Source organism: Helicobacter baculiformis (genome assembly GCF_900197685.1).
Classification (GTDB): Bacteria; Campylobacterota; Campylobacteria; order Campylobacterales; family Helicobacteraceae; genus Helicobacter; species Helicobacter baculiformis.
Genome location: NZ_FZMF01000022.1, coordinates 24244 through 45365, shown reverse-complemented (window position 1 = coordinate 45365; position 21122 = coordinate 24244). Strand labels below are relative to the sequence as shown.

Sequence of the window (21122 nt, the reverse complement as noted above, 5' to 3'; positions counted from 1 at the left end):
TTTTGGGGGTGGGGTTGATTTGCTTGAGCAGGGCGAACATTTCGTAATGTTGCAGAGCGTCTGTGATGCGCAATAGGGGGTTTTCTTGGGGCAAGGGTTGTAAGGTGGGGGGCTGGCTAAAAAGTGTGGTGTGCAAAGTGGCAAGCTGGCGGCTCAAAAACGCCTGCTCTTTATCCCTTAAAAGCGCGTGTTGCAATTTAGCAGGAAGTTTGGGCTGTGTGATCCCTTTGGTCTCTAGGGTGTGGTAGAGATTTTCTAAAGTCCCAAAGGCTTGGATGAGTTTAGCCCCATAGGTGGGTCCAATGCCCTCCACCCCCTTGTAGCCATCGCTGCTATCCCCAATCAAGCCCTGATAGTCTACAAATTGGTGGGGATAAATGCCGTATTTTTCTAGACATTCTTCTACACCTTTAAGGGCATGGGTGCTTGGATCGCATAGAAAAACGCGCGGGCTGACTAATTGATAAAAATCCTTATCCGCGCTCAAAATCCGCACCTGTGCATGGGCAAAAACACTGCACAAGCTTGCGATCACATCATCGCTTTCATACCCTGCCACACTAAAGACATCTAGCCCCATTTTCTCCATCCACTCCAAAATAATGGGCAGCTGATCCTCTAATCCGGGGGGGGCGATGCGCTTTGCCTTATAGGTAGAACAGAGGCTTTTGCGCTTGTTCTCCTTGCTCTCTAGGGCAAAAACTACATGATCCCCTTTGAGTTTATAGACTTGTTGTACAACCCGTACAAAAGCGCTTAACCATGCCGTGTTTGTGCCCGCTGCAGTGCGTAAATCCTGCAGATGGTAGTAAAACTTAAAGAGCAGACTAAAGGTGTCAACGAGGTATAGTTTCAGCGCGAATCCTTCAAGCACGCGTTGAAGAGATATTGGTGATCTTGGGGCAGAGCGTCATAGAGAGAAAAGGCAAGTTGGCGAATCTCCCAAAGGGCTTTAGAATCCGTGCGCAAAGAGAGAAAATTTTGCAGACTGCGCGCGTTCACGCTGAAGGCTAGAGAAGTTTTGTAGCTCTCAGGCATGGCAAATTTGGCGTAATCGTTTTTCACATGGCTACTCACTAACAAGCGCAAATTTTCTAAAGCCTGCACGCTGGCGTGATCGACCGCTTCTACTCCGGTGAAAACCAAAAACTTTTGGGCGCGCGCTAGATTGTTGGCATCTAGAGGTAAAAAGCTCGCCTCGCTTTTGAGTTCGCTCAAAGTGTAGCGGCTGGACTTGACTGAAAAGCTCGCCATTCTATGGCGCGCAAGTTCTTGCAAGCACGCCCGACTGATGCCTAGAATTTCAAAATTGTAAAACAAATGCTCTAGGGTAGAATTGTGGCGGTATTTGTTTGCCACGCGATCGATGAGCTCTAAATCCTTGCGTCCGCCCCCATCGCTGTAAGCAAAACTCTGGTAACAAGTGCGAATCGCTTCATAGCAACAACTCAATGGGGTGGCGTGTTTTAAATGTACTTGCATGGAATCACTTCTCATTCTTCTTCATCGTCATCATTTTGTTCTTCAAGTATAATGGGTATTGGGGGTTGGGCAATAGGGATACTGGGCGTTAAGGAAATAGGAGCAAAGCTTAATCCCTTCGGAGTATAGATGGTGTTTGTATAGACAATCTGTCTATCTACCAAAGGCTCGCCAAAATAGCGTTCTTGAACACCATAAATACGCGTGAGCATATGTTCCAACGAGTCCACGCTAGTATAGCCCACCCAATCATAGGCAAGATTCACTCCTAAAATAGAAGCATATTGTTCTAGATAGGGGTTGATTCGCCCTATAGCGCTGGCAAGATAAAAATGTTGGCGGTCTTTAGGTTGGGTAAGCATGAACATAGAGAGGTTAAAGTTAATTTGCGATGAAAGCAACATTTGGGGGCGTTTGGCTCGAGAAAGCATACCTATCTGCGAGAGCAACAAACCTGTTTTAACAATGGGAGTATTGAGAACCACAACAGCATTCTTAAAATATCTAGCTTGACTACGCAGCTCAAAAGAAAAACTGCTAGCTTTTTTAAAAGTAATTGTGTCTTGGTAGACAATAGGCGCGCCTAAATCTTGAACACTTTTGCCCAACATCGCCCCCCTAAAGCTATCATCATTATAAATTACTAGAGGTTTGTGCTGACTCAAACCCACCAACATGCTCATCTGTTGGGCAAAATCAATCCCCCCAAAATTCAATGTTAAGGGCAAGTCTGCAACCCATTGTAACTGGTGCTTATGCACACTAGGAACAATAGTGGGTAAGCTTAGAGGGGTTTGGCTAATTAGATTCTGCACTCCATCTTGAGTAAGCAGGGCGATCACAAAAGGGAAACGCTCGTTCACAATGCGTTGGTAAGTCTGCTTTAAGCTCTCCGGGTCCTCCTTTCTACTATCAAAAACCTTAAAGATAAAATTTTGTTCTTTGAGTGATAGGTAGGCTAAAATGGAGTTAATTGCTGTATTGCTATACTTACCTACCACATCTTTAGCGACTAAAAGTGCCACTTTATAGGGAGAGTTTTGAGTTGCTTCTGTCTCTAAGCTCTTAGGAACAACCGAAGAGGATGATCTTGGATTAATGATATCATTAGCGATCGCATAATTGTCTTTAAGTTGCGCGTCATGCGTATTTTTAGGGGGCTGTGCTGTAAAACCCTGCACATAACGCGCCATGAAAGAAAATATCTGTCCATGTGCATAGAGTTTTTTAAGACAATCGTCATTACAGGGTTCTAGAGGCACAACAATTTGTTTTGCAGGAGGTAGGGGTGAAGGCATGCGCGGGCGCACGCCTGCATGCGCATTGCCCAGCAACACGCTACCCATTAAAATAAGTAAAACACGACGCAAGATTAGTCTTTATGTTTTTTGAAGACATGGGGGCTTAACATGTTCTCAGGTTGGAAGATTTCAGCCAGTTGCTCTTTGGTGAGCAACTTGCGCTCTAGCACGATTTCATGCACAGACTTACCGGTGTCCAAGGCTTCTTTAGCGATGGAGGCGGATTTCTCGTACCCGATATGGGGGTTGAGCGCGGTTACAATACCAATACTATTGAAGACATAGTCATGGCAGATTTTCTCATTTGCCGTGATCCCATTGATGCATTTTTCTACCAAAGTGCGGATCGCGCGATTCAACATCACAAAAGAGTGGAAGAGTTTGTAAGCGATCACAGGTTCAAAGACATTGAGTTGCAACTGCCCCCCTTCAGCCGCCATTGCCACGGCTAAGTCATTGCCAATCACAGAAAAGCACACTTGATTGACCACTTCTGGAATCACCGGATTAACCTTGCCGGGCATAATCGAGCTTCCCGGTTGCATTTTGGGCAGATTAATTTCATTTAAGCCCGCCCTAGGTCCTGAACTCAACAGACGTAGATCGTTGCAGATTTTAGAGAGTTTGATCGCCACGCGTTTGAGCGCACCGCTCACTTGCACATAAGAACCCGTACTTTGGCTGGCTTCAATGAGATCATGGGCGATGGTGAAAGGTCTACCGGTAACCTCTTGAATCTTCTTTTCTACGATATGCTTATAGTCAGGGTGGGAATTAATGCCCGTACCAATGGCTGTACCGCCTAAGTTGATCACACGCGTCCAGTTCCTTGCGTCCAAAATATGTTGAATATCCTTTTCTACCATAGAGACAAAAGTTTCAAATTCCTGTCCTAAGGTCATGGGCACAGCATCTTGAAGTTGGGTGCGCCCCATTTTGAGCACATGGGCAAATTCTTTAGCTTTTTTAGCAAAGGCATCTTTTAAGAGCTTCAGCACTTGGGTCATGTGATCTAAGCGTTCGTAGATGGCGATCTTGAGCGCACTGGGATAAGCGTCGTTGGTGGATTGAGAACGATTCACATGGTCGTTGGGATGACAATATTGATATTCGCCCTTTTTATGTCCCAAATATTCTAAGGCAATATTGGCGATCACTTCGTTCATGTTCATGTTCGTGCTTGTGCCCGCACCCCCTTGAATCATGTCTACCACGAATTGATCTTGATACTCCCCATCAATGATTTTATCGCAGGCATAACAAATTGCATCTTTGATCTTAATATCAATGAGCCCTAATTCTGCATTGGCTAAAGCCGCGGCCTTTTTCACCTGTGCAAAAGAGCGGATAAAGATGGGGTAATTGAGCAGGCGATCGTGGGTGATGTTGAAATTCTCCACCGCGCGCATGGTTTGGATACCATAGTAGACGCTATCATCAATCTCCATCTCGCCAATAAAATCATGTTCTTTTCGAGTCGCCATCAAGTCTCCCTTAGAGTAAAATTGAAACGCACTATTGTAGCCACTTAAGATTAATAAGCCTATAGCTTAGGCATCACAAGTTGGCGTTTCCAACCCGCCATCACAACGAGGATGAGCGTACCTACCACAAAAAAGTAAAGAAAGCTAGGAATGGGCAGGGGGTCGCCCGCGGCGTAACTATGCATGCCTGAGAGGTAGTAATTGACCCCAAAATAAGTCATCAAAATCGAATAAAAACCCACCACGCTAGCGCTGGCAAAGACAAAGGGCATAAACTCAAAGCGCAAAAAGCGCAGATGTAAGATCACTGCATAGACAGCAATAGAAATCAGCGCCCATGTCTCTTTAGCATCCCAGCCCCAATAACGCCCCCAAGATTCATTAGCCCACACGCCCCCCAAGAAATTGCCCACACTCAACATCAAAAGCCCTAAAATCATGCTCATCTCGTTGATCGCACTTAAGGAGCAAATTGTGGTGTCAATATTGGGGCGCTTGGGACTTCTGAGCATAAAGAGCAAGAGAGTGAGAATCCCCAAGATAAAGCACAAGCCCAAAAAGCCATAGCTAGCCGTGATAATAGAAACATGAATATTGAGCCAATAGGATTTGAGTACAGGTACGAGATTACCAATTTGGGGGTCCATAAAGCCCAAATGCGCCACAAAGAGCGCGATCCCCCCCAAAAAACTAGAGGCGCAAAGGGCTAGATTAGAGCGTAAAATGAGTCCAGCGATGATAGCCGCCCACGCGATATAGAGCATGGATTCATAGGCGTTACTCCATGGTGAGTGCGCACTCACATACCAGCGCAACAAGAGTCCGGCCGTGTGGGCTAAAGCCAAAAGGGCTAACACGCCATAAAAACCCCAATGCACCCAAGCCCTAGGGGGCTTGTTTTGAAAAGTAGCCACTAACACCACCCCTAGCAAGAGCAAGCCTAGCAAGATATAGGGCAAAGTGAGCATGTTAAAGAAATTGCTATGGTTTAAAAAGATCTCCGCGTTGACCTTGGAGGGGCTTAAAACCAAAGTGCTATGGGCGCGCTGGTAAGCGCCTAGCGCGTCTAAGGTTTGGTTGACTTGTGTCCATTGGTTAGAATCCACCCCCGCATCAAAGCCCACGAACAACGCGCGCAAAAATTGCGTGGCTTCTTTGGCTAGATTGGAATCTGCGTTTTTAATTGCATCTGCTGGAGAAAGCCAAGAACTAGAGGTTTTTTCGGGAAAGATTTTCAAAATTGCCCCGCTAAAAATGGTGTACACCCAGTTGACGCGCTCATCAACTCTGAGCACATCTTTATCGAATTCATCGCGATCTTTGGGGGCTTTTTGATTGATCTCTTCGACATAGTTTTGCAGTTTATATCCATGGGGTCCAAAGATGTCAATGAAAGCGACACGTGCTTGGTTTTTGGGCACACCCAAGAGTTGGCGTAATTTGGATGTGGAAGTGTAGATCATCTTGATACTCTTGTAATCATCCGGATAGAGCATCATGCCTAGCATCACTTGGATATTGTCCATGCCCTTAAAACCATCATGGTGGGTGATTTTGTGGATGAGATCCATGCTCAAAGTGTCTAAGGGTTTGATTCGTCCATCAAAGCCTTGTACTTGCAAGCGTTGGAACTTGCCCAATTTGCCCTTAGAATGCGCCTTGAGATTTTTCATGCGTTGGATAATCAGGGCGTTACGCGAGGCGATCTTTTCTTTCTCTAGGGCAACCTTACCCATGTCATTTAAGGGAGTGGAGGCGCTTTTGCCCCCGTGCATGTCAATCTTGGCCGTTTCAGCGCGTAAATGCACCCCTCCAAACCCCAGCACGCAGGCGAGCAACAACCCAGCGATCTTTTGGGATTTGAGAAAAAGCGATAATCTTTGAAAACGCCCGTTTCTACCAAAAAGGAGCGCAATTGCTCCCAAAATTAAACCAGCATAACCGATGTAGGTGATGGATTTGCCCGGGTCCTTGTTGACAGAGAGAACAGTGCCCTTTTCATCGCGATCGTAAGAGGTTTGAAAAAAGCGATACCCTCCATAATCCAAGACATGATTCATAAAAATGCGATAGGGTTTGATGAGCTGTCCTTTAGTGTCTAAAATCTCCACCTCAGAGGCGTAAGAAGAGGGGCTCATAGACCCCGGATAGCGTTCTAGCTCAAAGCGCTTGAGCTTGAGCATGAAGGGAAGTTTTTTAGTGGTAACTCCCCAATTAATGGCAATTTGTACATTTTGAAAATTTGCCTCCACATCTTGGCTTTCAATCCCGGGCCCACCTGTGATGGCATAGGTGTGGCTCTGTCCTTCATAGGTAACTTTGAGAGTTAAAAGAGAGTGGTTATCCCTTTTATCAGCACTTTGTTTGCGCACGCTCAAGGGTTCTAAGATCAAGGGCTTGCCATAGACCTCGAGTTTTTCTGTGGGGAGATGTCTAGAAAAGGGAGAAAGCGCACTTTTAAGCGTGAAATGTAAAGGGGGAGTATTGGGTTTGCGCACCTGAATATTGAGATAGGTGTCGCTGGTAGTGATGCTATTGCTGGTGGTGTTTTGACGAATGTGCATGGTCGCCTCAAAGCCAAAGAAACGCGTTACCCCAGCCCCCACAATGATCAACACCAAGGAGAGATGGAAAAAGATACTCACCCAACGCCTGCGCTGGAAAGCCCTAGAACTAATGAGCGATCCGACAATGAGTACAAGCAAGTAAGCGTGCAAGGCGTTAAACCACCAAGTGCGGTAAACCACCGCTTGGGCTGCGGGCGTGCCATAGTCGTTTTCTACAAAGGTTGCTAGTGCGCAAGCGGTGGCGTAAGTGATCATCACCGGGATTGCCATCCAAAACGAACCCAAAAAGAAGTTTAAAAGTGCTTTAAGCCGCATTGAGCTCCCTAGTGCGCTTTAAGATGTAGGCACGCAACTTGTTAGTAAACTCCTTGTCATCTTTAATACCTTTATATAAACCCTTACCCACGAATTCTAAGACCGCCAAGAATTGTTTATAAGGCATGTATCCGGGAAGTTCGTAGATAGTTTTACCGTCAGGATTAGCAAAGACAATGGTGGGTGTAGAACTCACATCGTAAATAGATGCTAGCTCGAAGGTGGGGAGCTTAAATTCTTTATTTTTATGCGCTCCCCCTACTCTAAAGTTGTGCATTTTAGAATAACTGATATTGATGTAATACGCGCTGTAATTGGCTTTAATGAAATCCTTGAGAGTGTTGTGCTTCTTGATGTCCTGCTTAAGCAATTCACAATACGAGCAACCATTTTTGCCAAAAACAAGCAACATATATTTGCCATTGGGAGCGATGGTCTTGGTGTCTAAAAAGACATCTTCCAGCCCCATATAACTCTGTTTGTCCAAATTATTGGCTTTTTCGATGGCTTGCGGCGAGCTTGCGCTCCCGGAGCTGATCATATCTTCATTGATCGCATCGTCATCCGCTACACCGAAACACGTTAAGGACAATAGCACCAACACAGCCAAAAAAAACCTACTCATGGAAATCCTTTTTGAATTAGATGAGGCACTCATTGTAGTCTTATAGAGTAAAGCTTTAGCTTAGGATAGTACGCGGAGCATGGGCAAGTAAATCAATGATAGCCTTAGCAAAGTCAATCTGATCGTTTAAACAAGGGCACACGAGGTATTCTCTAACCGCTAGGCGTTCCGCATTCAAGCGGTATTGTATTTGCAATTCATAGATTGTTTCAGAGTTATCAATGCTAAAGGCTAGGGGGTAAATGAGAATTTTATGTTTGCGGTGGCGCTCGATCATTTCTTCAGTGCTAGGTTCTAGCCATTTTAAAGGACCTACCTTAGATTGGTAGGCTAACTCGATACGCTTAAAACGCAAAGATGCATGTAGCAACGCGCGTTTGAGCAAACTTACATGATGTATACACTCGGCTTGGTAGGGGTCGCCTTCCAAAATCATGCGCTCGGGCAAACCATGCACAGAAAAGATCAATACAAACTCTTCAGGAGCGCGCCCCTTTAAAGTATGGGCAATGCTTTGTACAATGGCTTGGTTATAGAGGGGATGCGTATAAAAGCGTTCGATACTAGAAAGCAGAGGGGTATAATCTAAAACCTTGAGTGCGCGCAACGCATCTTGGATGGAAGAGAGGGTGGTAGTGGTGGAGTACTGCGGATACATAGGAAAGAGGGTTAGGCGCATAAAACCTTGTTCTTGGAGTTGTTCCAACACATTAAAGGCATGGGGGGGCGCGTAGCGCATCGCATAGGTATAATACCTGCTAGAGTCTAGCGTGTTTAACTTTTGGGTAAGCTGGGCACTCAGCGCTGCAATAGGGGATTTGCCCCCGATACGCTCATAAATAGCGCGCGATTTATGGGCACGGCTCTTGGTGATAAATTTCGCAATAAGCTGGCGTAGACGCGTGTTTTTAATACAAAGAATATAGGGGTCATTAAACATGTTTTGCAAGAATAGCTCTACTTCGTGCAGATGATTAGGTCCGCCCATGTTTAGTAAGACAACAGCCTCTTGAAGATGTGGAGATGTCAAGGTATCCATGCCATTGTTTTGATTTTGACATACTCCCCATAACTAAAGTTAGGGGATTCTAACTTTAGCGGAGATCGTGGCTTCAAGCAGGACAACTCCGTTTGGAGTCTTATGTTGCCTATTCCAAAGGTCGATGCCCCAACCCCAAGGGTATTACCCCTTGATTACGAGATGGATATTAGCATAGCCATGCTAATGCTAGCCTTATCACGGCGCGAGTGGTAAAATGCTATCATAAACCCGCTCAAAAAGTGCTAAAGAGAGAAAATGCAATTTAGTTACCATCCCCAAGCAGGACAGCATGAAATCATGGTAGAGGGGGAGCTCTACAGACATCTGTATTTGAGTCGACGCACCCAAGTCCAAGATGTTTTGGTATTCAGAAATCTTTTAGACGACACGCTATACTTTTATAGCCAAGTTGAAGTGCACAAGAAGCGCGCGTGTTTGCGTTTATTGGAGAGTCGCTATGTCCCCAAACGCCCCACACACCAAACCCATTTGATTTGGGCGTTGATCGCGCATAGGGAGATTGAGAAGGTGTTACCCTATTTGAATCAGATGGGGGTGTGCAAGATTAGCTTCTTTTACGCACAATACAGCCAAAGAGGGGACTTTGGAGCGCGCCAAATGCAACGCCTAGAGAGAATTTTGATCGCCTCCAACCAACAAAGTGGGCGGAGCGATTTGATGGCGTTGGAATTATTCCAAAGTACTCAAGAAGTTCTGCAAATCTACCCACATGCCAAAGTGCTAGATTTCAACGCACAAGCAAGCACCACGCAACTAACCAGCCTAGAGCAAGGGATACTTATCGGACCAGAAGGGGGATTTTCTAGCCAAGAGCGTCAACTCTTTAGTAGTAGGGACATTTACAGCATGCCCAACCCCTTCGTTTTAACAAGCGAGGGCGCAGCCCTGCTGCTTGGCGCGCTAGTGATAGGAAATAATTAGAAAAGATTGCATGGCGATCTTATGGTATTTTGAAAAATTTTTCATGCTAAAATAACGGGCTAGACTCTCATTATACGCAAGGATATCTATGAGTATTTATGTTAAAAACCGCATCAGAGGCAAGATTTCGTTGCACGAAAGAGGACAAGGAAAATATAGAGTGCACTTTGAAGCCCATCAGGTAGTGGTACAAGCTAAATGTAGCACTAGAGAAGTAGAACATTATCAAATAGATGATGATATTACGATCGCTCTCAAAGTTATCGAAGTCTTGATTCCCAACTTCACCCAACGCCTCAAATTAGATCCTATGGCATTTAATGGTGTGATTTTAAGCATGAAAACAGATCGTAAAGAACCAAACATGCAGCGGGTAGAAATTGGTCTAAACGATTGCAGCGTGGATTTCGTGCTTGATCAAGGTTCTATCGACCTTTACCGCTTTGATGATGGTAAGGAATTAGTACTCTTTTGTAAACCCGAGCATGTCGCTATCTACTAAGTTCACCACCAAGGTCCATACATCATAGGCATGCCCATCATCATTGGGTACATCCCATAAGGATACATACCCATTGGATACATGCCCATCATAGGATGCATCATCCCATAAGGATACATGCCCGGGTACATCATAGGACTCATAGGGTAATAGGGCATGTATCCCCCCGAGGGAGGTAAAGGCGAGATGGCAAACTTGCCCCCATGCGCCATCTTGACTCCTGCTAGAGAAATTGTATGGAATTCTCCGTACTTTTTAGGTTTGGATTCTGTAGGAATATCTCCGTCTTTGTTCCCCACACATTCATTTTTAATCTCAGCACACTCATTGAGAGTATCCACATCGGGCAAATTAGGATTCACATCGCTAGGATCACCCACCCAGCACCCCCCCAAGAGTGCGATCACTCCTAGGGGCAAAAGCCCCGCTTGTTTCATGGTTTACTAGAACCTTTTGTGTTTGCGCCCTTCACCCCTACATCGACCACATCCATGAAGTCAGAGCGAAATTCTAAAGTTTTATTAGTAAAAACGGGTTTGAAGTTATTTTTGACTAGGGGCTGAGCATTGGCTTGAGGGGCGTGGCATTGGGTGCAGTTGAAACGCGCATCACTTACATTGCCATCTTTAGTGGGGTGATTATTACGAAAGTCAAAGAGGTGGGATTTGGGCACAGGAGTCGCGCCCACACTGCTAGCCACATCGGGCGCATGGCAACCTAAACACTGGTTACTCTCTTTGGTAATGGGTAAAAGCCCGGTTGTGTCATGGGGGATCATGGGCGGGGCGTTTTCATAGGCGCGCTCAAAACGTTGGCTCTCCCCCGGGGGCTTTTTGTGAAAATCATAAGAATGCAGTTTTAAATCTTTTTCATCCTCTAAAGGGATAGTGCGTAATCCAATCTCTGTATCACTTACAAGGGGTTGGGGACCCTCAAGCTGTTTTTCTTCTTGTTGTTGCTTCTTATGTGCATGCTTATGGTGGTGGCTAGTCGCCCACAACCCCCCTGCTAACAACATGCCAACTAAAACCCCAAAGCGCACTTTATGCCACATATACACATCCTTATGTTGGTTTTCCGAATTATAGCAAGTTTGGTTAATGATGGTAATAAAAAGCCACCGCTCCGATTTTTCTCAAATGCACTCTTCCCTCTTGTAAGAGAGTGTCTAAAGTGGCTGGGGGTAGATAGTTGTGCGCCTCCTCCACGCTCAAGGGGCGGCGCGCCAATAAATCCAAGAAGGCGGGCAATTCTAGTGCCTTTACAAGAAAGGTGTTAGAGGGGGGGGTGCGCAGGGCTAAACTCACACTCAAGCCCTCAAATTGCACGGCGATCGCCAAAAGCTCCTCAGCACTCAAGGGTTGAACATGGTGAGAGGGGGGGCGATCAATGGTGCTCAAATCCACGCGTGCGGGCTTAATTTGGCGCAAAAAGCGCGCGATGGCTTGGATATTTTCTAAGTCATCATTGACTCCCTTAACCAACAACACCTCAGCCACTAGCATGCCCGCATAGCGCGCGCTAAAATCTGCAATCCCCTCTAAGATATGTTCTAAATGGATGGCACGACTGGGCTTGTCCACCTTCTTAAACGCTGTACGCAAAGCGGCATCTAAAGAGAACTTCACCATGTCATAGCGCAACAAAGCTTTTTGCACCTCAGGCTCGCCAAAACGCGATCCATTGCTCAAAATCAAGGTTTTAGGTCCCCCGGGGGGGATTTTAAGTTGGGCGATAAATTCGTAGAGGTGGGGGTAGAGGGTGGGTTCGCCATTAGCGGTGGTGGTGAGCACATCTAGGGGGGTGTTTTGGTGGGCGTTTAGGGCTGTGTGCACCGCCTCTAAGAGGGTTGGCAGGGGGATCACATGCGCCATTTTATCTACAGGCTTGTGCGCCTTGAGCTCGCAATACACGCAATTAAAATTGCATTGCTTGTTCTCCCCGCTTAAATCAATCCCCAAGGACCAACCAAAACGCCGCGATTTTAAAGGACCAAAGACAATCCCCATCACGCGCCCTCACTTGCCTCTTGGGCGTGGCATTGTAAGCACTCTAACACACTGGGTTTTTTCTTATACTCTTTCAAAACGCGCAACCCTCCGCACGCCTCACATGGCTTAGAATCAGGCTTGTAATTGGAGATGAATTTACAGCTAGGGTAATTGTCGCAACCATAAAACACGCCCCTTCTACCCCTTTTGGCGCGCACATCGCCCCCACATTGCGGGCATTTGGCAAGGGGGGGAGTGTCTTTAGTTTCTGTATTGCGGATATTTTTACAAGTAGGGTATGCGCTACAGGCGATAAACTCCCCAAAACGCCCTCTCTTGCTCACCATCGGCGCGCCACACTTCTCACACACGCCTAAGTCTGTGCGCTCCTCCTCTGATTTAATGTATTTGCACTTAGGATAGCCACTACACGCCACAAACGCGCCATACCTGCCCACTCTTTGCACCAAATCCGCCCCACATTGGGGGCACAACTCCCCTGTAGGGATACTCACTTTTTGAGAGACAATTTGACTCTTGCCCTCTTCAATTTGGCGCATAAAGGGCGTATAGAAATTCAAGAGCATCTCTTGCCAGCTGATTTGGTGGCTAGCGATCGCGTCTAATTTGTCTTCTAACCCCGCGCTAAAAGTGGCGTTCACGATCTCGCTAAAGTGTTTTTCTAAAATCTCTATCACACTGAAGGCGCTAGAAGTGGGGGTGAGCTGTTTTTGTTGCAAGGCGACATAATCCCGACTGAGTAAGAGGGCGATGGTGGGCGCATAGGTGCTAGGTCGTCCGATCCCCAAACTCTCTAGGGTTTTGATCAAAGAAGCCTCTGAGTAGCGCGCGGGGGGCTCTGTATGGCACTCTCTAGCTTCTAAACTCTCTAAACGCACTGTTTGGTGGAGTGTGAAAGCGGGCAATAGCATGTCCTTATCCACATCGCCCAAGACTTTGTAAAAGCCCTCAAAGAGCAATTTACGCCCGTTGGCTTTAAACACTGCCCCTAGTTCTTCATGGGCAAAATACACGCTTTGGTTTTCAAAGCGCGCATCGCTCATCTGCGAGGCTAAAAAGCGTTGGTAAATCAAGCGATAGAGCTTGTGCTCTTCGGGTTTGAGATAGTCCTTAGCGATGGTGGGGGTGAAGGCTAAATTAGTGGGGCGGATCGCCTCATGGGCTTCTTGAGCGCTCTTGTTTTTAGAAGTGTAGCTTTTGGGCTTCTTGGGGACATAGAGCGCACCATAAGTCTGCTCAATGAAGGCGCGCGCGCCCTCTATAGCTTCTTTAGCGATGTTCAGACTATCGGTACGCATATAGGTGATCACCCCGCTAGCCCCCTGGGGGGTCATCACCCCTTCATAGAGTTTTTGGGCGATGTTCATGGTTTTAAAGGGGCTATAGCCTAACTGACTAGAGGCGCTTTGTTGGAGGGTGGATGTCATGAAAGGGGGGGGTGTGGGGGTGTTTTTCTCTTTGGTCTCAATGGCTTGGACTTGGTAGTCTTGATCGCGCAAGCTAGCCACCATGTCTAAGGCTTTTTGAGAATCCCTAAGAGCTTGTTTTTTGAGCTTTTCATGCTGGTAGCTTTGCAAGCTCACACGCACCTGTGCGATCGTCCCCTCAATCTCATAATAAGTGAGGGGTTTAAACGCTTGGATTTCGCGTTCGCGATCCACGATGAGTTTGAGCGCAGCGCTTTGCACCCGCCCAGCGCTCATGCCCTTAGAAATCTTAGAAGCCAATAAAGAGCTTAAGCTAAAGCCCACGATGCGATCCAAGAGTCTACGGGCTAATTGGGCGTTGATCTTGTGCACATCTAGGGTTTTGGGGTGTTTGAGCGCGTGCAAAATAGCCGATTTGGTGATTTCATGAAAGACAATGCGTGGGAAGGCAAAGATAGGGTTATGTGGAGGCGCGCTTTGGGTTTGATCCTCTAGGGCGCGTATTTCCTTTAAAGAGTCTTGGGATTTACGCCCAGCCTGCTCAATGAGATAGGCGATGTGGTAGCCAATCGCCTCCCCCTCGCGGTCCTCATCTGTAGCGATGTAGACTTGTTGGGCGGCTTTGGCGCGCGCCACAATTTGGGCTACAATCGCCTCGTGGTCTTTATCCACCGCGTATTTGGGGATGAATCGATCCTCTTGTACACTAATACCCATGGCGTACTTTCTTAGATCGCGCACATGCCCCTTAGAGGCGATGATTTCATAACTGCTATCCAAGAAATGCGCGATTGTCTTGGCTTTGGTGGGGGATTCTACAATGATGAGTTTGGTGTGTTTGCCCATAAATACCTCGTTTTTGTCGCATTATAAACTATTTTGGTGCATGGATTAGATGTAAACATGGAATAGCTATTGCTTTGCGTGGGCATATTATCGCAAAGGATGCAAAGATGAGTTTTAGAATCAATACGAATGTCTCCGCCTTAAATGCTCATACTATCGGGGTGCGCAATAGTCGCGATCTCTCTACCTCTTTAGAAAAATTGAGTTCAGGCTTGCGCATCAATAAAGCTGCAGACGACGCATCAGGGATGGCAATCGCAGATAGCTTGAGAAGTCAAAGCGCGAGCTTGGGACAGGCGGTTAAAAACGCTAACGATGCCATCGGGGTGGTACAAACCGCCGATAAGGCGATGGATGAACAGATCAAAATCCTAGACACGGTCAAGACAAAAGCGGTGCAGGCTGCTCAAGATGGGCAGACCGCTGAAACTAGAAAGGCGTTGCAAAGCGATATTTTACGCCTCTTAGAAGAGTTGGACAACATCGCCAACACCACAAGCTTTAATGGGCAGCAACTCTTGGCCGGGAGCTTTTCTAATAAAGAGTTTCAGATCGGGGCCTATTCTAACACCACGATCAAGGCTTCTATTGGTCCTACGGGCTCAGATAAGATCGGGCATGTACGCTTTGAAACCTCCGCAATGGATAGGGGGGGCATGGAGGTGAGCGCGGGCGCGCATAATCTTACGGAAGTAACGCTCAATTTTAAGCAAGCCGATGCCGTGAATGATTATAAGCTAGAATCCGTGAAAATCTCTACGAGTGCGGGCACGGGGCTAGGTGCGTTGGTGAATGTGATCAACAAAAACTCTAGCACTTTGGGTGTGCGTGCGACAGCAGTGGTTTTGGGTACAGGTAAAGACGCTGTGGAATCGGGCACGGTCAGGGGCTTGACTATCAATGGAGTGTTGATCGGAAATGTGAATGATGTCCAGCGTAACGATCGTGATGGGCGCTTGATCAACGCGATCAACTCCGTTAAAGAACGCACGGGAGTAGAAGCCTATACAGACATTGAGGGGCGTATCAATTTGCGCTCCACAGACGGACGGGCGATCTCTGTGCATGCAGATAGCGCTTCTGGACATGTCTTTGGGGGGGGGAATTTTAGGGGCATCTCGGGCAAGGCGCACGCCATCGTGGGGCGTTTGACTCTAACCAAGGAGGACGCGCGCGACATCATTGTCAGCGGGGTGAATTTCAGCCATGTGGGGCTACACTCCGCCCAGGGCGTGGCAGAATATACGGTGAATTTACAGGCTATCCGTGGGGTTTTTGATGCCAATGCTGCCAGTGCGAGCGGAGGGAACGCCAACGCTGCCCAAGCTGCCTTCAACTTTAAGGGCATTGGGGCTGGGGTTACCAGTTTGCGCGGGGCGATGATGGTGATGGATATGGCAGAGAGCGCGCGCATCCAGCTAGATAAAATTCGCTCAGACTTGGGTTCTGTACAGATGGAGTTAGTTACCACTATTAATAACATCTCTGTAACTCAAGTGAATGTGAAGGCAGCTGAATCGCAAATCCGTGATGTGGATTTTGCTGAGGAGAGTGCGAGCTTCTCTAAATACAATATCCTAGCCCAAAGCGGAAGCTTTGCGATGGCGCAGGCGAATGCGGTGCAACAAAATGTCTTGAGACTCTTGCAATAAAGGGGGTGGGGTAGGACTTGTCTAATATTTACGAGAAAAATTTGGGGATTTTGCAACGCAAAGATCCCCTGCTCGCCCTAGAGCTCTCTAAGCTCAAGAGCAATCTCAAGTACGAGGTTTTTGTACAACAAGACGCGTTTAATCTTGTAGATGTGTCTACCAACACGCCCTTATTTGCCCACAAGCCCTTAGAGGAGAATTTGGCGCGTTTTGAAGAGCTAAAGACTTACGCCTATATCCCTTATCTTTATTTCTATGGCGCGGGCAATGGGATGCTCATGCGCTTGTTTTTGGGCTTGGAGCAACTCAAACGCCTTGTGGTGATCGAGCCGGAGTTAGAGATTATTTTCATCGTTTTGAACTTGCTAGACTTCAGCGAAGAAATGCAAAGCGATCGGCTTATCTTATTGCATAGCAGTGCGTGCAATTACCCTTTGATCGCCTCGCTATTTTTAATGGACAAGCACGCTAAAATTTACGCTAAAGTCTATGAGCTCATCATCGCCCACCCCTATTACGAACGCTATGAGTCAGACTTTACTCAGATCAACCAACACTTCATCAAAGCCCTAGAAAACGCTGTGATCGGGGTGGGCAATGACGCTAAAGATGCCATTGTGGGGATCAAGCACCATGTACAAAATCTGCCCTTTGTGGTACAAACCCCCACTTTGATCCATCTTGTAGAAGTGCTCAAAGCGCGCAACGCGCATTACAACACCGCCATTATTGTTTCTACCGGACCTAGTTTAAATAAACAACTCCCCCTGCTCAAAGAGATCGCCCCCTATGCCACGCTTTTTTGCATTGACGCGTCCTTTCCCATTTTGCACGCGCATGGGATCAAGCCTGATTTAGTCTTTTCTTTAGAGCGTGTGGAAGCGAGTGCCAAATTCTACCAAGACACCCCCAAAGAGGCGCAAGAAGGCGTGATCTTTGCACTCACCTCCATTGTACACCCTACATTGCGCCAAGCCATTAGCAAGGGCACCACTCAATTTAGTTTGCGCCCCTTTGGTTATACCAGTCTCTTTAACTTGCACCAATATGGCTATTTGGGCATTGGCATGAGCGCAGCCAACATGGCTTATGAGCTCGTGGTGCATGCGCGCTTTAAGCGCTGTGTGTTCATCGGGCAGGATTTGAGCTTTGCGCCCAGCGGGGAGAGCCATGCGCACGGGGCGGTCTATGGGGCACAAGAGATCAAGCCCAAGCAGGAGGGAGAGAAAATTTTCATTGAAGCCTATGGGGGGCAGGGGCAGGTGGAGAGCACACGCGTTTGGAAACTCTTTTTAGATTTCTTTGAAAAGGATATTTACCACACTCCCTATAACTTGGAAGTGATCAACGCCACGCAGGGCGGGGCTAGAATTAGGGGCACTTTAGAACTTCCCTTTAAAGAAGCGGTTGCACGCATTAAAGCGGACTTGGTTTCAACGCAAGAAAAACCCCCCCTAAAACTCACCCTCCCAAGCCCAGAGCAGAGCGCGCAATGGCTAGAAGGGGCAAGAGAGACTTGCCTAGAGGCGATCGCCTATGCCCAAGAGTGCAAGGAAAAGATCGAAGCGCTTTTTTTAGAAGTGATGGCATTTTTAGAGGAGATCGAGGCACTCAACGCCAAGCAAGAACTAGAAAAGTTAGATTTAAAGCGTATTGAAGACTTGAGCCAAAAGATTGACGATCTCAAGGGCTTGTTTGAAGAGGTCAAATTCAACCAGTGCTTTAACGATGCGATCCAGTCCTATATTTTTCACCAAGAACTAGACATCGCTAAGATCGTGGTCAAACCCACATTCACCCAAGAAGATGTACAGGCTAAACAATTAGAATGGATTTATGCCCATAAATACTGGCTCTTTAGTCTAGCCGGGGGGATCACCTGTGTTAAGGAAGTTTTAGAGGAGGCTTTGCAAACTTGGGAATAGGTGGGCAACTCACCCCTTTTATTAAAAAGTTAAGTTTAAGAGATTTGAGGGTGCGAGTAACAAGAACAAAACTGCCAACAACAATTAAATCAAGGTTCTAGTATAATACCCCCGCAAAATTCACCATAAGAGCGCACCTTGCCAAACCATATTACTATCTACGGGGCTAGAGAACACAATCTAAAAAATATCACCCTCACTCTGCCTAAAAACCGCTTCATTGTGTTTACGGGTTTGAGCGGTTCGGGGAAGTCCTCCCTAGCCTTTGACACCCTTTATGCCGAAGGGCAACGGCGTTATTTAGAATCCCTTTCTAGCTACGCGCGCCAGTTTTTAGACCGCGTGGGCAAGCCTGCCGTAGACAAGATCGAGGGCTTGACCCCCGCCATCGCCATTGATCAAAAGACCACCAGCAAAAACCCGCGCTCCACCGTGGGCACTATCACCGAAATTTATGATTATTTGCGCCTTTTGTACGCGCGTGTGGGGACGCAACATTGCCATTTATGCGGCGCGTCCATCGCCTCTATGAGCGCGAGCGACATCATCGCCCAAGTGATGCGCGATTTTCAGGGGCGCACGATCTTAATCCTAGCCCCCCTTGTGCGCGACAAAAAGGGGAGCTTTAAAGAAAAACTCCAAGCCCTGCGTTTAAAAGGCTTTGTGCGCGCCCAAATTGATGGGGTGTTGGTGCGCCTAGATGAACAAATTGCCTTGTCTAAAACCAAAAAACACACCCTAAAACTTGTGCTCGATCGCCTATTAGCCCAAGCAGACAACCATGCGCGCTTGGCAAGCGGTGTTGAAAAAGCCTTGGCGGAGAGCTATGGCGAAGTGGAGATTGTGGATGTGCAGAGTCAAAAAAGCGCGCATTACAGCGAACACTTGGCATGCTTTGCCTGCAAGGTGAGTTTTGAGCCCTTAGAACCCTTGAGCTTTTCTTTCAACTCCCCTAAGGGGGCGTGTGAGGCGTGCGCGGGGTTGGGGAGCAAGCTGAGTTTGGACATCCATAAAATTTTAGAGCCCAACGCCCCCCTAGCCCAAGCCAAAGCCATTTTCAGCTACCCGCATAGCTATTATCGGGCGTTCTTTGAGGGCTTTTGCCAAAGCAATGGGATTGACATGCGCTTGAGTTTTAACGCGCTCAGTTCTGCCCAGCAAAAAGCCCTTTTGTATGGCAATGCCAAAGAAGTGTGCTTCACATGGAAACAAGAGAGTTTGCAGCGTCCATGGAGGGGCGTGGTGCAGATGGCTTATGAGGCGATCAAGGACGCGCGCGATTTGCAAAATTATATGCACGAAAAGCCATGCCCTACATGTCAGGGGCATCGCCTTAAGGGCGCGTCTTTGGGGGTGAAAGTGGCTAATTTGGGGATCGCCCAGCTTTTAGAGATGCCCATTGATGCCGTGCACGCCTTTTTTAACAACCCCGATCACTTTGCCCACCTAAGCCCCCAACACGCCCGCATTGCCGCGCCCATTTTAAAAGAGATTGCACAACGACTCTCTTTCTTGGTGTCTGTAGGGTTGGGGTATCTGACTTTAGGGCGCGATGCTAGAAGCATTAGCGGGGGGGAGAGTCAACGAATCCGTATCGCTAGCCAGATAGGGAGCGGGCTAACCGGGGTACTCTATGTGCTAGATGAGCCTAGTATCGGCTTGCATGAGCGCGACACGCTCAAATTGATAGAAACTCTGCAACATCTGCAACAAAAGGGCAATACCCTCATTGTGGTCGAGCATGACAGAGAAACCATCAAACAAGCCGATTTCATCGTAGACATCGGACCTAAGGCGGGCAAATACGGCGGAGAGGTGATCTTTAGTGGCAGTGTTTCAGCCCTCTTAAAAAGCGCGCACTCCACCGCGCTTTATTTGAGTGGGCGCAAAATGATCCAACGCCCCCCCATTAGCACCCCTCCTACCCGGTTTTTAGAACTCCAGCAAGTGCATATCCACAATATTCATAATTTGAGCGTGCAAATCCCCTTGGGGTGTTTTGTGTGTGTCAGCGGGGTGAGTGGGAGTGGCAAGAGCTCGCTCATTTTGCAAACCCTATTGCCTATGGCACAGAGCGCGCTCAACCACGCTAGGCTATCTAGCCCAGCTCAAGGTGTTATCCGGGGCTTAGAGCATTTGGACAAGGTGATTTATCTCGATCAAGCCCCTATTGGCAAGACCCCGCGATCCAATCCGGCCACCTATACGGGCGTGATGGATGAAATTCGCCTCCTCTTTGCCCAAAGCAAGGAGGCACAGGTTTTGGGCTATAGCGCGAGTCGCTTTAGCTTCAATGTGAAGGGGGGGCGTTGTGAAAAATGCCATGGGGAGGGGGATATTAAGATTGAAATGCATTTTCTGCCCGATGTGATGGTGCGTTGCGATAGCTGTAAGGGGAGTAAATACAATGCCCAAACTCTAGCCATCACCATTAAGGGCAAATCGATCGCCGATGTGCTCAACATGAGCGTAGAAGAAGCCCTAGAGTTCTTTGCCAAAATCCCTAAAATCGCCTCTAAACTGCAAACCCTGGCGGCGGTGGGTTTGGGCTATATCACCTTAGGGCAGAGCGCGACCACTTTGAGCGGGGGCGAAGCCCAGCGCATCAAGCTGGCTAAAGAATTGAGTCGCAAAGACACGGGCAAGACGCTTTATATCTTAGATGAACCCACCACCGGGTTGCATTTTGAAGATGTGCAATTATTGCTCAATGTCTTGCATTCTCTAGTAGAGTTGGGCAATTCTATGCTGGTGATCGAACACAATCTAGACATCATCAAGAACGCCGATCATGTCATTGACATGGGTCCAGAGGGAGGGGGCGGGGGGGGGCGTGTTATCGCACAGGGCACGCCCCTAGAAGTGGCTAAAACGCACACCCAAACGGGCAGCTATACGGGCAAATTTCTAGCTAGAGAATTGGGGTTAGAAAAAACAAATCGCCACCAAAAAAAGAATTGATAAGAGTAACCAACACCCCGACACCAGCAAGGCTCTTTC

Annotated in this window: 16 protein-coding genes; 5 read left to right on the top strand and 11 right to left on the bottom strand. The window is 47.5% G+C overall.

Translation table 11 applies throughout. From position 1 onward, the window contains the following. The 7 genes from C6G87_RS04635 to hemH all read right to left on the bottom strand — a co-directional run. Positions 1-874, bottom strand: an 874-nt coding sequence (locus tag C6G87_RS04635; protein WP_199767635.1) for a 5'-3' exonuclease, incomplete at its 3' end; no start/stop codon positions are given. Further along, positions 853-1482 (bottom strand): FAD-dependent thymidylate synthase, encoded by a 630-nt coding sequence (thyX, locus tag C6G87_RS04630; protein ID WP_104752363.1) that lies wholly within the window; start codon positions 1480-1482, stop codon positions 853-855. The genes C6G87_RS04635 and thyX, both read right to left, overlap by 22 nt. Before the next feature lie 11 nt (positions 1483-1493). After that, a complete protein-coding gene (locus C6G87_RS04625) occupies positions 1494-2852 on the bottom strand; it encodes a transposase (protein WP_233709008.1) in 1359 nt (452 codons plus the stop codon). A gap of 2 nt (positions 2853-2854) precedes the next feature. Continuing rightward, positions 2855-4267: an aspartate ammonia-lyase gene (aspA, locus tag C6G87_RS04620; protein ID WP_104752362.1), complete on the bottom strand. Its 1413-nt coding sequence runs from the start codon at positions 4265-4267 to the stop codon at positions 2855-2857. Between the two features lie 59 nt (positions 4268-4326). Beyond that, complete coding sequence (locus C6G87_RS04615; protein ID WP_104752361.1) at positions 4327-7149, bottom strand: cytochrome c biogenesis protein CcsA; 2823 nt, start codon at positions 7147-7149, stop codon at positions 4327-4329. Then, positions 7139-7774, bottom strand: coding sequence for a SoxW family protein (locus C6G87_RS04610; RefSeq protein WP_104752360.1), 636 nt, complete (start codon positions 7772-7774; stop codon positions 7139-7141). The genes C6G87_RS04615 and C6G87_RS04610 overlap by 11 nt, the downstream gene beginning before the upstream one ends. Positions 7775-7829: 55 nt before the next feature. Then, entirely contained in the window at positions 7830-8813 is a 984-nt protein-coding gene (hemH, locus tag C6G87_RS04605; protein WP_104752359.1) for a ferrochelatase, read from the bottom strand. A gap of 258 nt (positions 8814-9071) precedes the next feature. Here hemH and C6G87_RS04600 point away from each other — a divergent pair, with 258 nt between their 5' ends. Both C6G87_RS04600 and C6G87_RS04595 read left to right on the top strand, forming a co-directional pair. Continuing rightward, a complete protein-coding gene (locus C6G87_RS04600) occupies positions 9072-9758 on the top strand; it encodes a 16S rRNA (uracil(1498)-N(3))-methyltransferase (RefSeq protein WP_104752358.1) in 687 nt (228 codons plus the stop codon). An 88-nt stretch (positions 9759-9846) separates the two neighbouring features. Next, positions 9847-10260 carry a hypothetical protein gene (locus tag C6G87_RS04595; RefSeq protein ID WP_104752357.1) on the top strand — a complete coding sequence of 138 codons (414 nt, stop codon included), beginning with the start codon at positions 9847-9849 and terminating at the stop codon, positions 10258-10260. Positions 10261-10262: 2 nt separating this feature from the next. On the opposite strand, the gene C6G87_RS04590 is transcribed toward C6G87_RS04595, so the two are convergent. The 4 genes from C6G87_RS04590 to topA are packed head-to-tail and all read right to left on the bottom strand — an operon-like array spanning position 10263 to position 14545. After that, positions 10263-10697, bottom strand: a complete 435-nt coding sequence (locus C6G87_RS04590; protein WP_104752356.1) for a U1 small nuclear ribonucleoprotein — start codon at positions 10695-10697, stop codon at positions 10263-10265. Then, complete coding sequence (locus C6G87_RS04585) at positions 10694-11314, bottom strand: nitrate reductase cytochrome c-type subunit (protein WP_104752355.1); 621 nt, start codon at positions 11312-11314, stop codon at positions 10694-10696. Before C6G87_RS04585 ends, C6G87_RS04590 begins: the two co-directional genes overlap by 4 nt. A 43-nt stretch (positions 11315-11357) precedes the next feature. Next, complete coding sequence (locus C6G87_RS04580) at positions 11358-12269, bottom strand: radical SAM protein (RefSeq protein ID WP_104752354.1); 912 nt, start codon at positions 12267-12269, stop codon at positions 11358-11360. Then, a complete protein-coding gene (topA, locus tag C6G87_RS04575; RefSeq protein WP_104752353.1) occupies positions 12269-14545 on the bottom strand; it encodes a type I DNA topoisomerase in 2277 nt (758 codons plus the stop codon). The genes C6G87_RS04580 and topA overlap by 1 nt, the downstream gene beginning before the upstream one ends. A 107-nt stretch (positions 14546-14652) precedes the next feature. On the opposite strand from topA, the gene C6G87_RS04570 reads away from it, so the two are divergent. From C6G87_RS04570 to uvrA, 3 genes are all read left to right on the top strand, one after another. Further along, on the top strand, positions 14653-16197 hold the full coding sequence (locus C6G87_RS04570; RefSeq protein WP_104752352.1) for a flagellin B: 1545 nt from the start codon (positions 14653-14655) through the stop codon (positions 16195-16197). Positions 16198-16214: 17 nt separating this feature from the next. Further along, entirely contained in the window at positions 16215-18122 is a 1908-nt protein-coding gene (locus C6G87_RS04565; RefSeq protein WP_104752351.1) for a motility associated factor glycosyltransferase family protein, read from the top strand. A gap of 138 nt (positions 18123-18260) precedes the next feature. Beyond that, positions 18261-21083, top strand: coding sequence for an excinuclease ABC subunit UvrA (uvrA, locus tag C6G87_RS04560; protein WP_104752350.1), 2823 nt, complete (start codon positions 18261-18263; stop codon positions 21081-21083). Positions 21084-21122 lie beyond the last annotated feature (39 nt).

Bases quoted from the DNA above. Each gene is read 5' to 3' on its own strand.
- thyX (WP_104752363.1), bottom strand. From the start codon at position 1,482: ATGCAAGTACATTTAAAACACGCCACCCCATTGAGTTGTTGCTATGAA.
- aspA (WP_104752362.1), bottom strand. From the start codon at position 4,267: ATGGCGACTCGAAAAGAACATGATTTTATTGGCGAGATGGAGATTGAT.
- C6G87_RS04615 (WP_104752361.1), bottom strand. From the start codon at position 7,149: ATGCGGCTTAAAGCACTTTTAAACTTCTTTTTGGGTTCGTTTTGGATG.
- C6G87_RS04610 (WP_104752360.1), bottom strand. From the start codon at position 7,774: ATGAGTAGGTTTTTTTTGGCTGTGTTGGTGCTATTGTCCTTAACGTGT.
- hemH (WP_104752359.1), bottom strand. From the start codon at position 8,813: ATGGATACCTTGACATCTCCACATCTTCAAGAGGCTGTTGTCTTACTA.
- C6G87_RS04600 (WP_104752358.1), top strand. From the start codon at position 9,072: ATGCAATTTAGTTACCATCCCCAAGCAGGACAGCATGAAATCATGGTA.
- C6G87_RS04595 (WP_104752357.1), top strand. From the start codon at position 9,847: ATGAGTATTTATGTTAAAAACCGCATCAGAGGCAAGATTTCGTTGCAC.
- C6G87_RS04590 (WP_104752356.1), bottom strand. From the start codon at position 10,697: ATGAAACAAGCGGGGCTTTTGCCCCTAGGAGTGATCGCACTCTTGGGG.
- C6G87_RS04585 (WP_104752355.1), bottom strand. From the start codon at position 11,314: ATGTGGCATAAAGTGCGCTTTGGGGTTTTAGTTGGCATGTTGTTAGCA.
- C6G87_RS04580 (WP_104752354.1), bottom strand. From the start codon at position 12,269: ATGGGGATTGTCTTTGGTCCTTTAAAATCGCGGCGTTTTGGTTGGTCC.
- topA (WP_104752353.1), bottom strand. From the start codon at position 14,545: ATGGGCAAACACACCAAACTCATCATTGTAGAATCCCCCACCAAAGCC.
- C6G87_RS04570 (WP_104752352.1), top strand. From the start codon at position 14,653: ATGAGTTTTAGAATCAATACGAATGTCTCCGCCTTAAATGCTCATACT.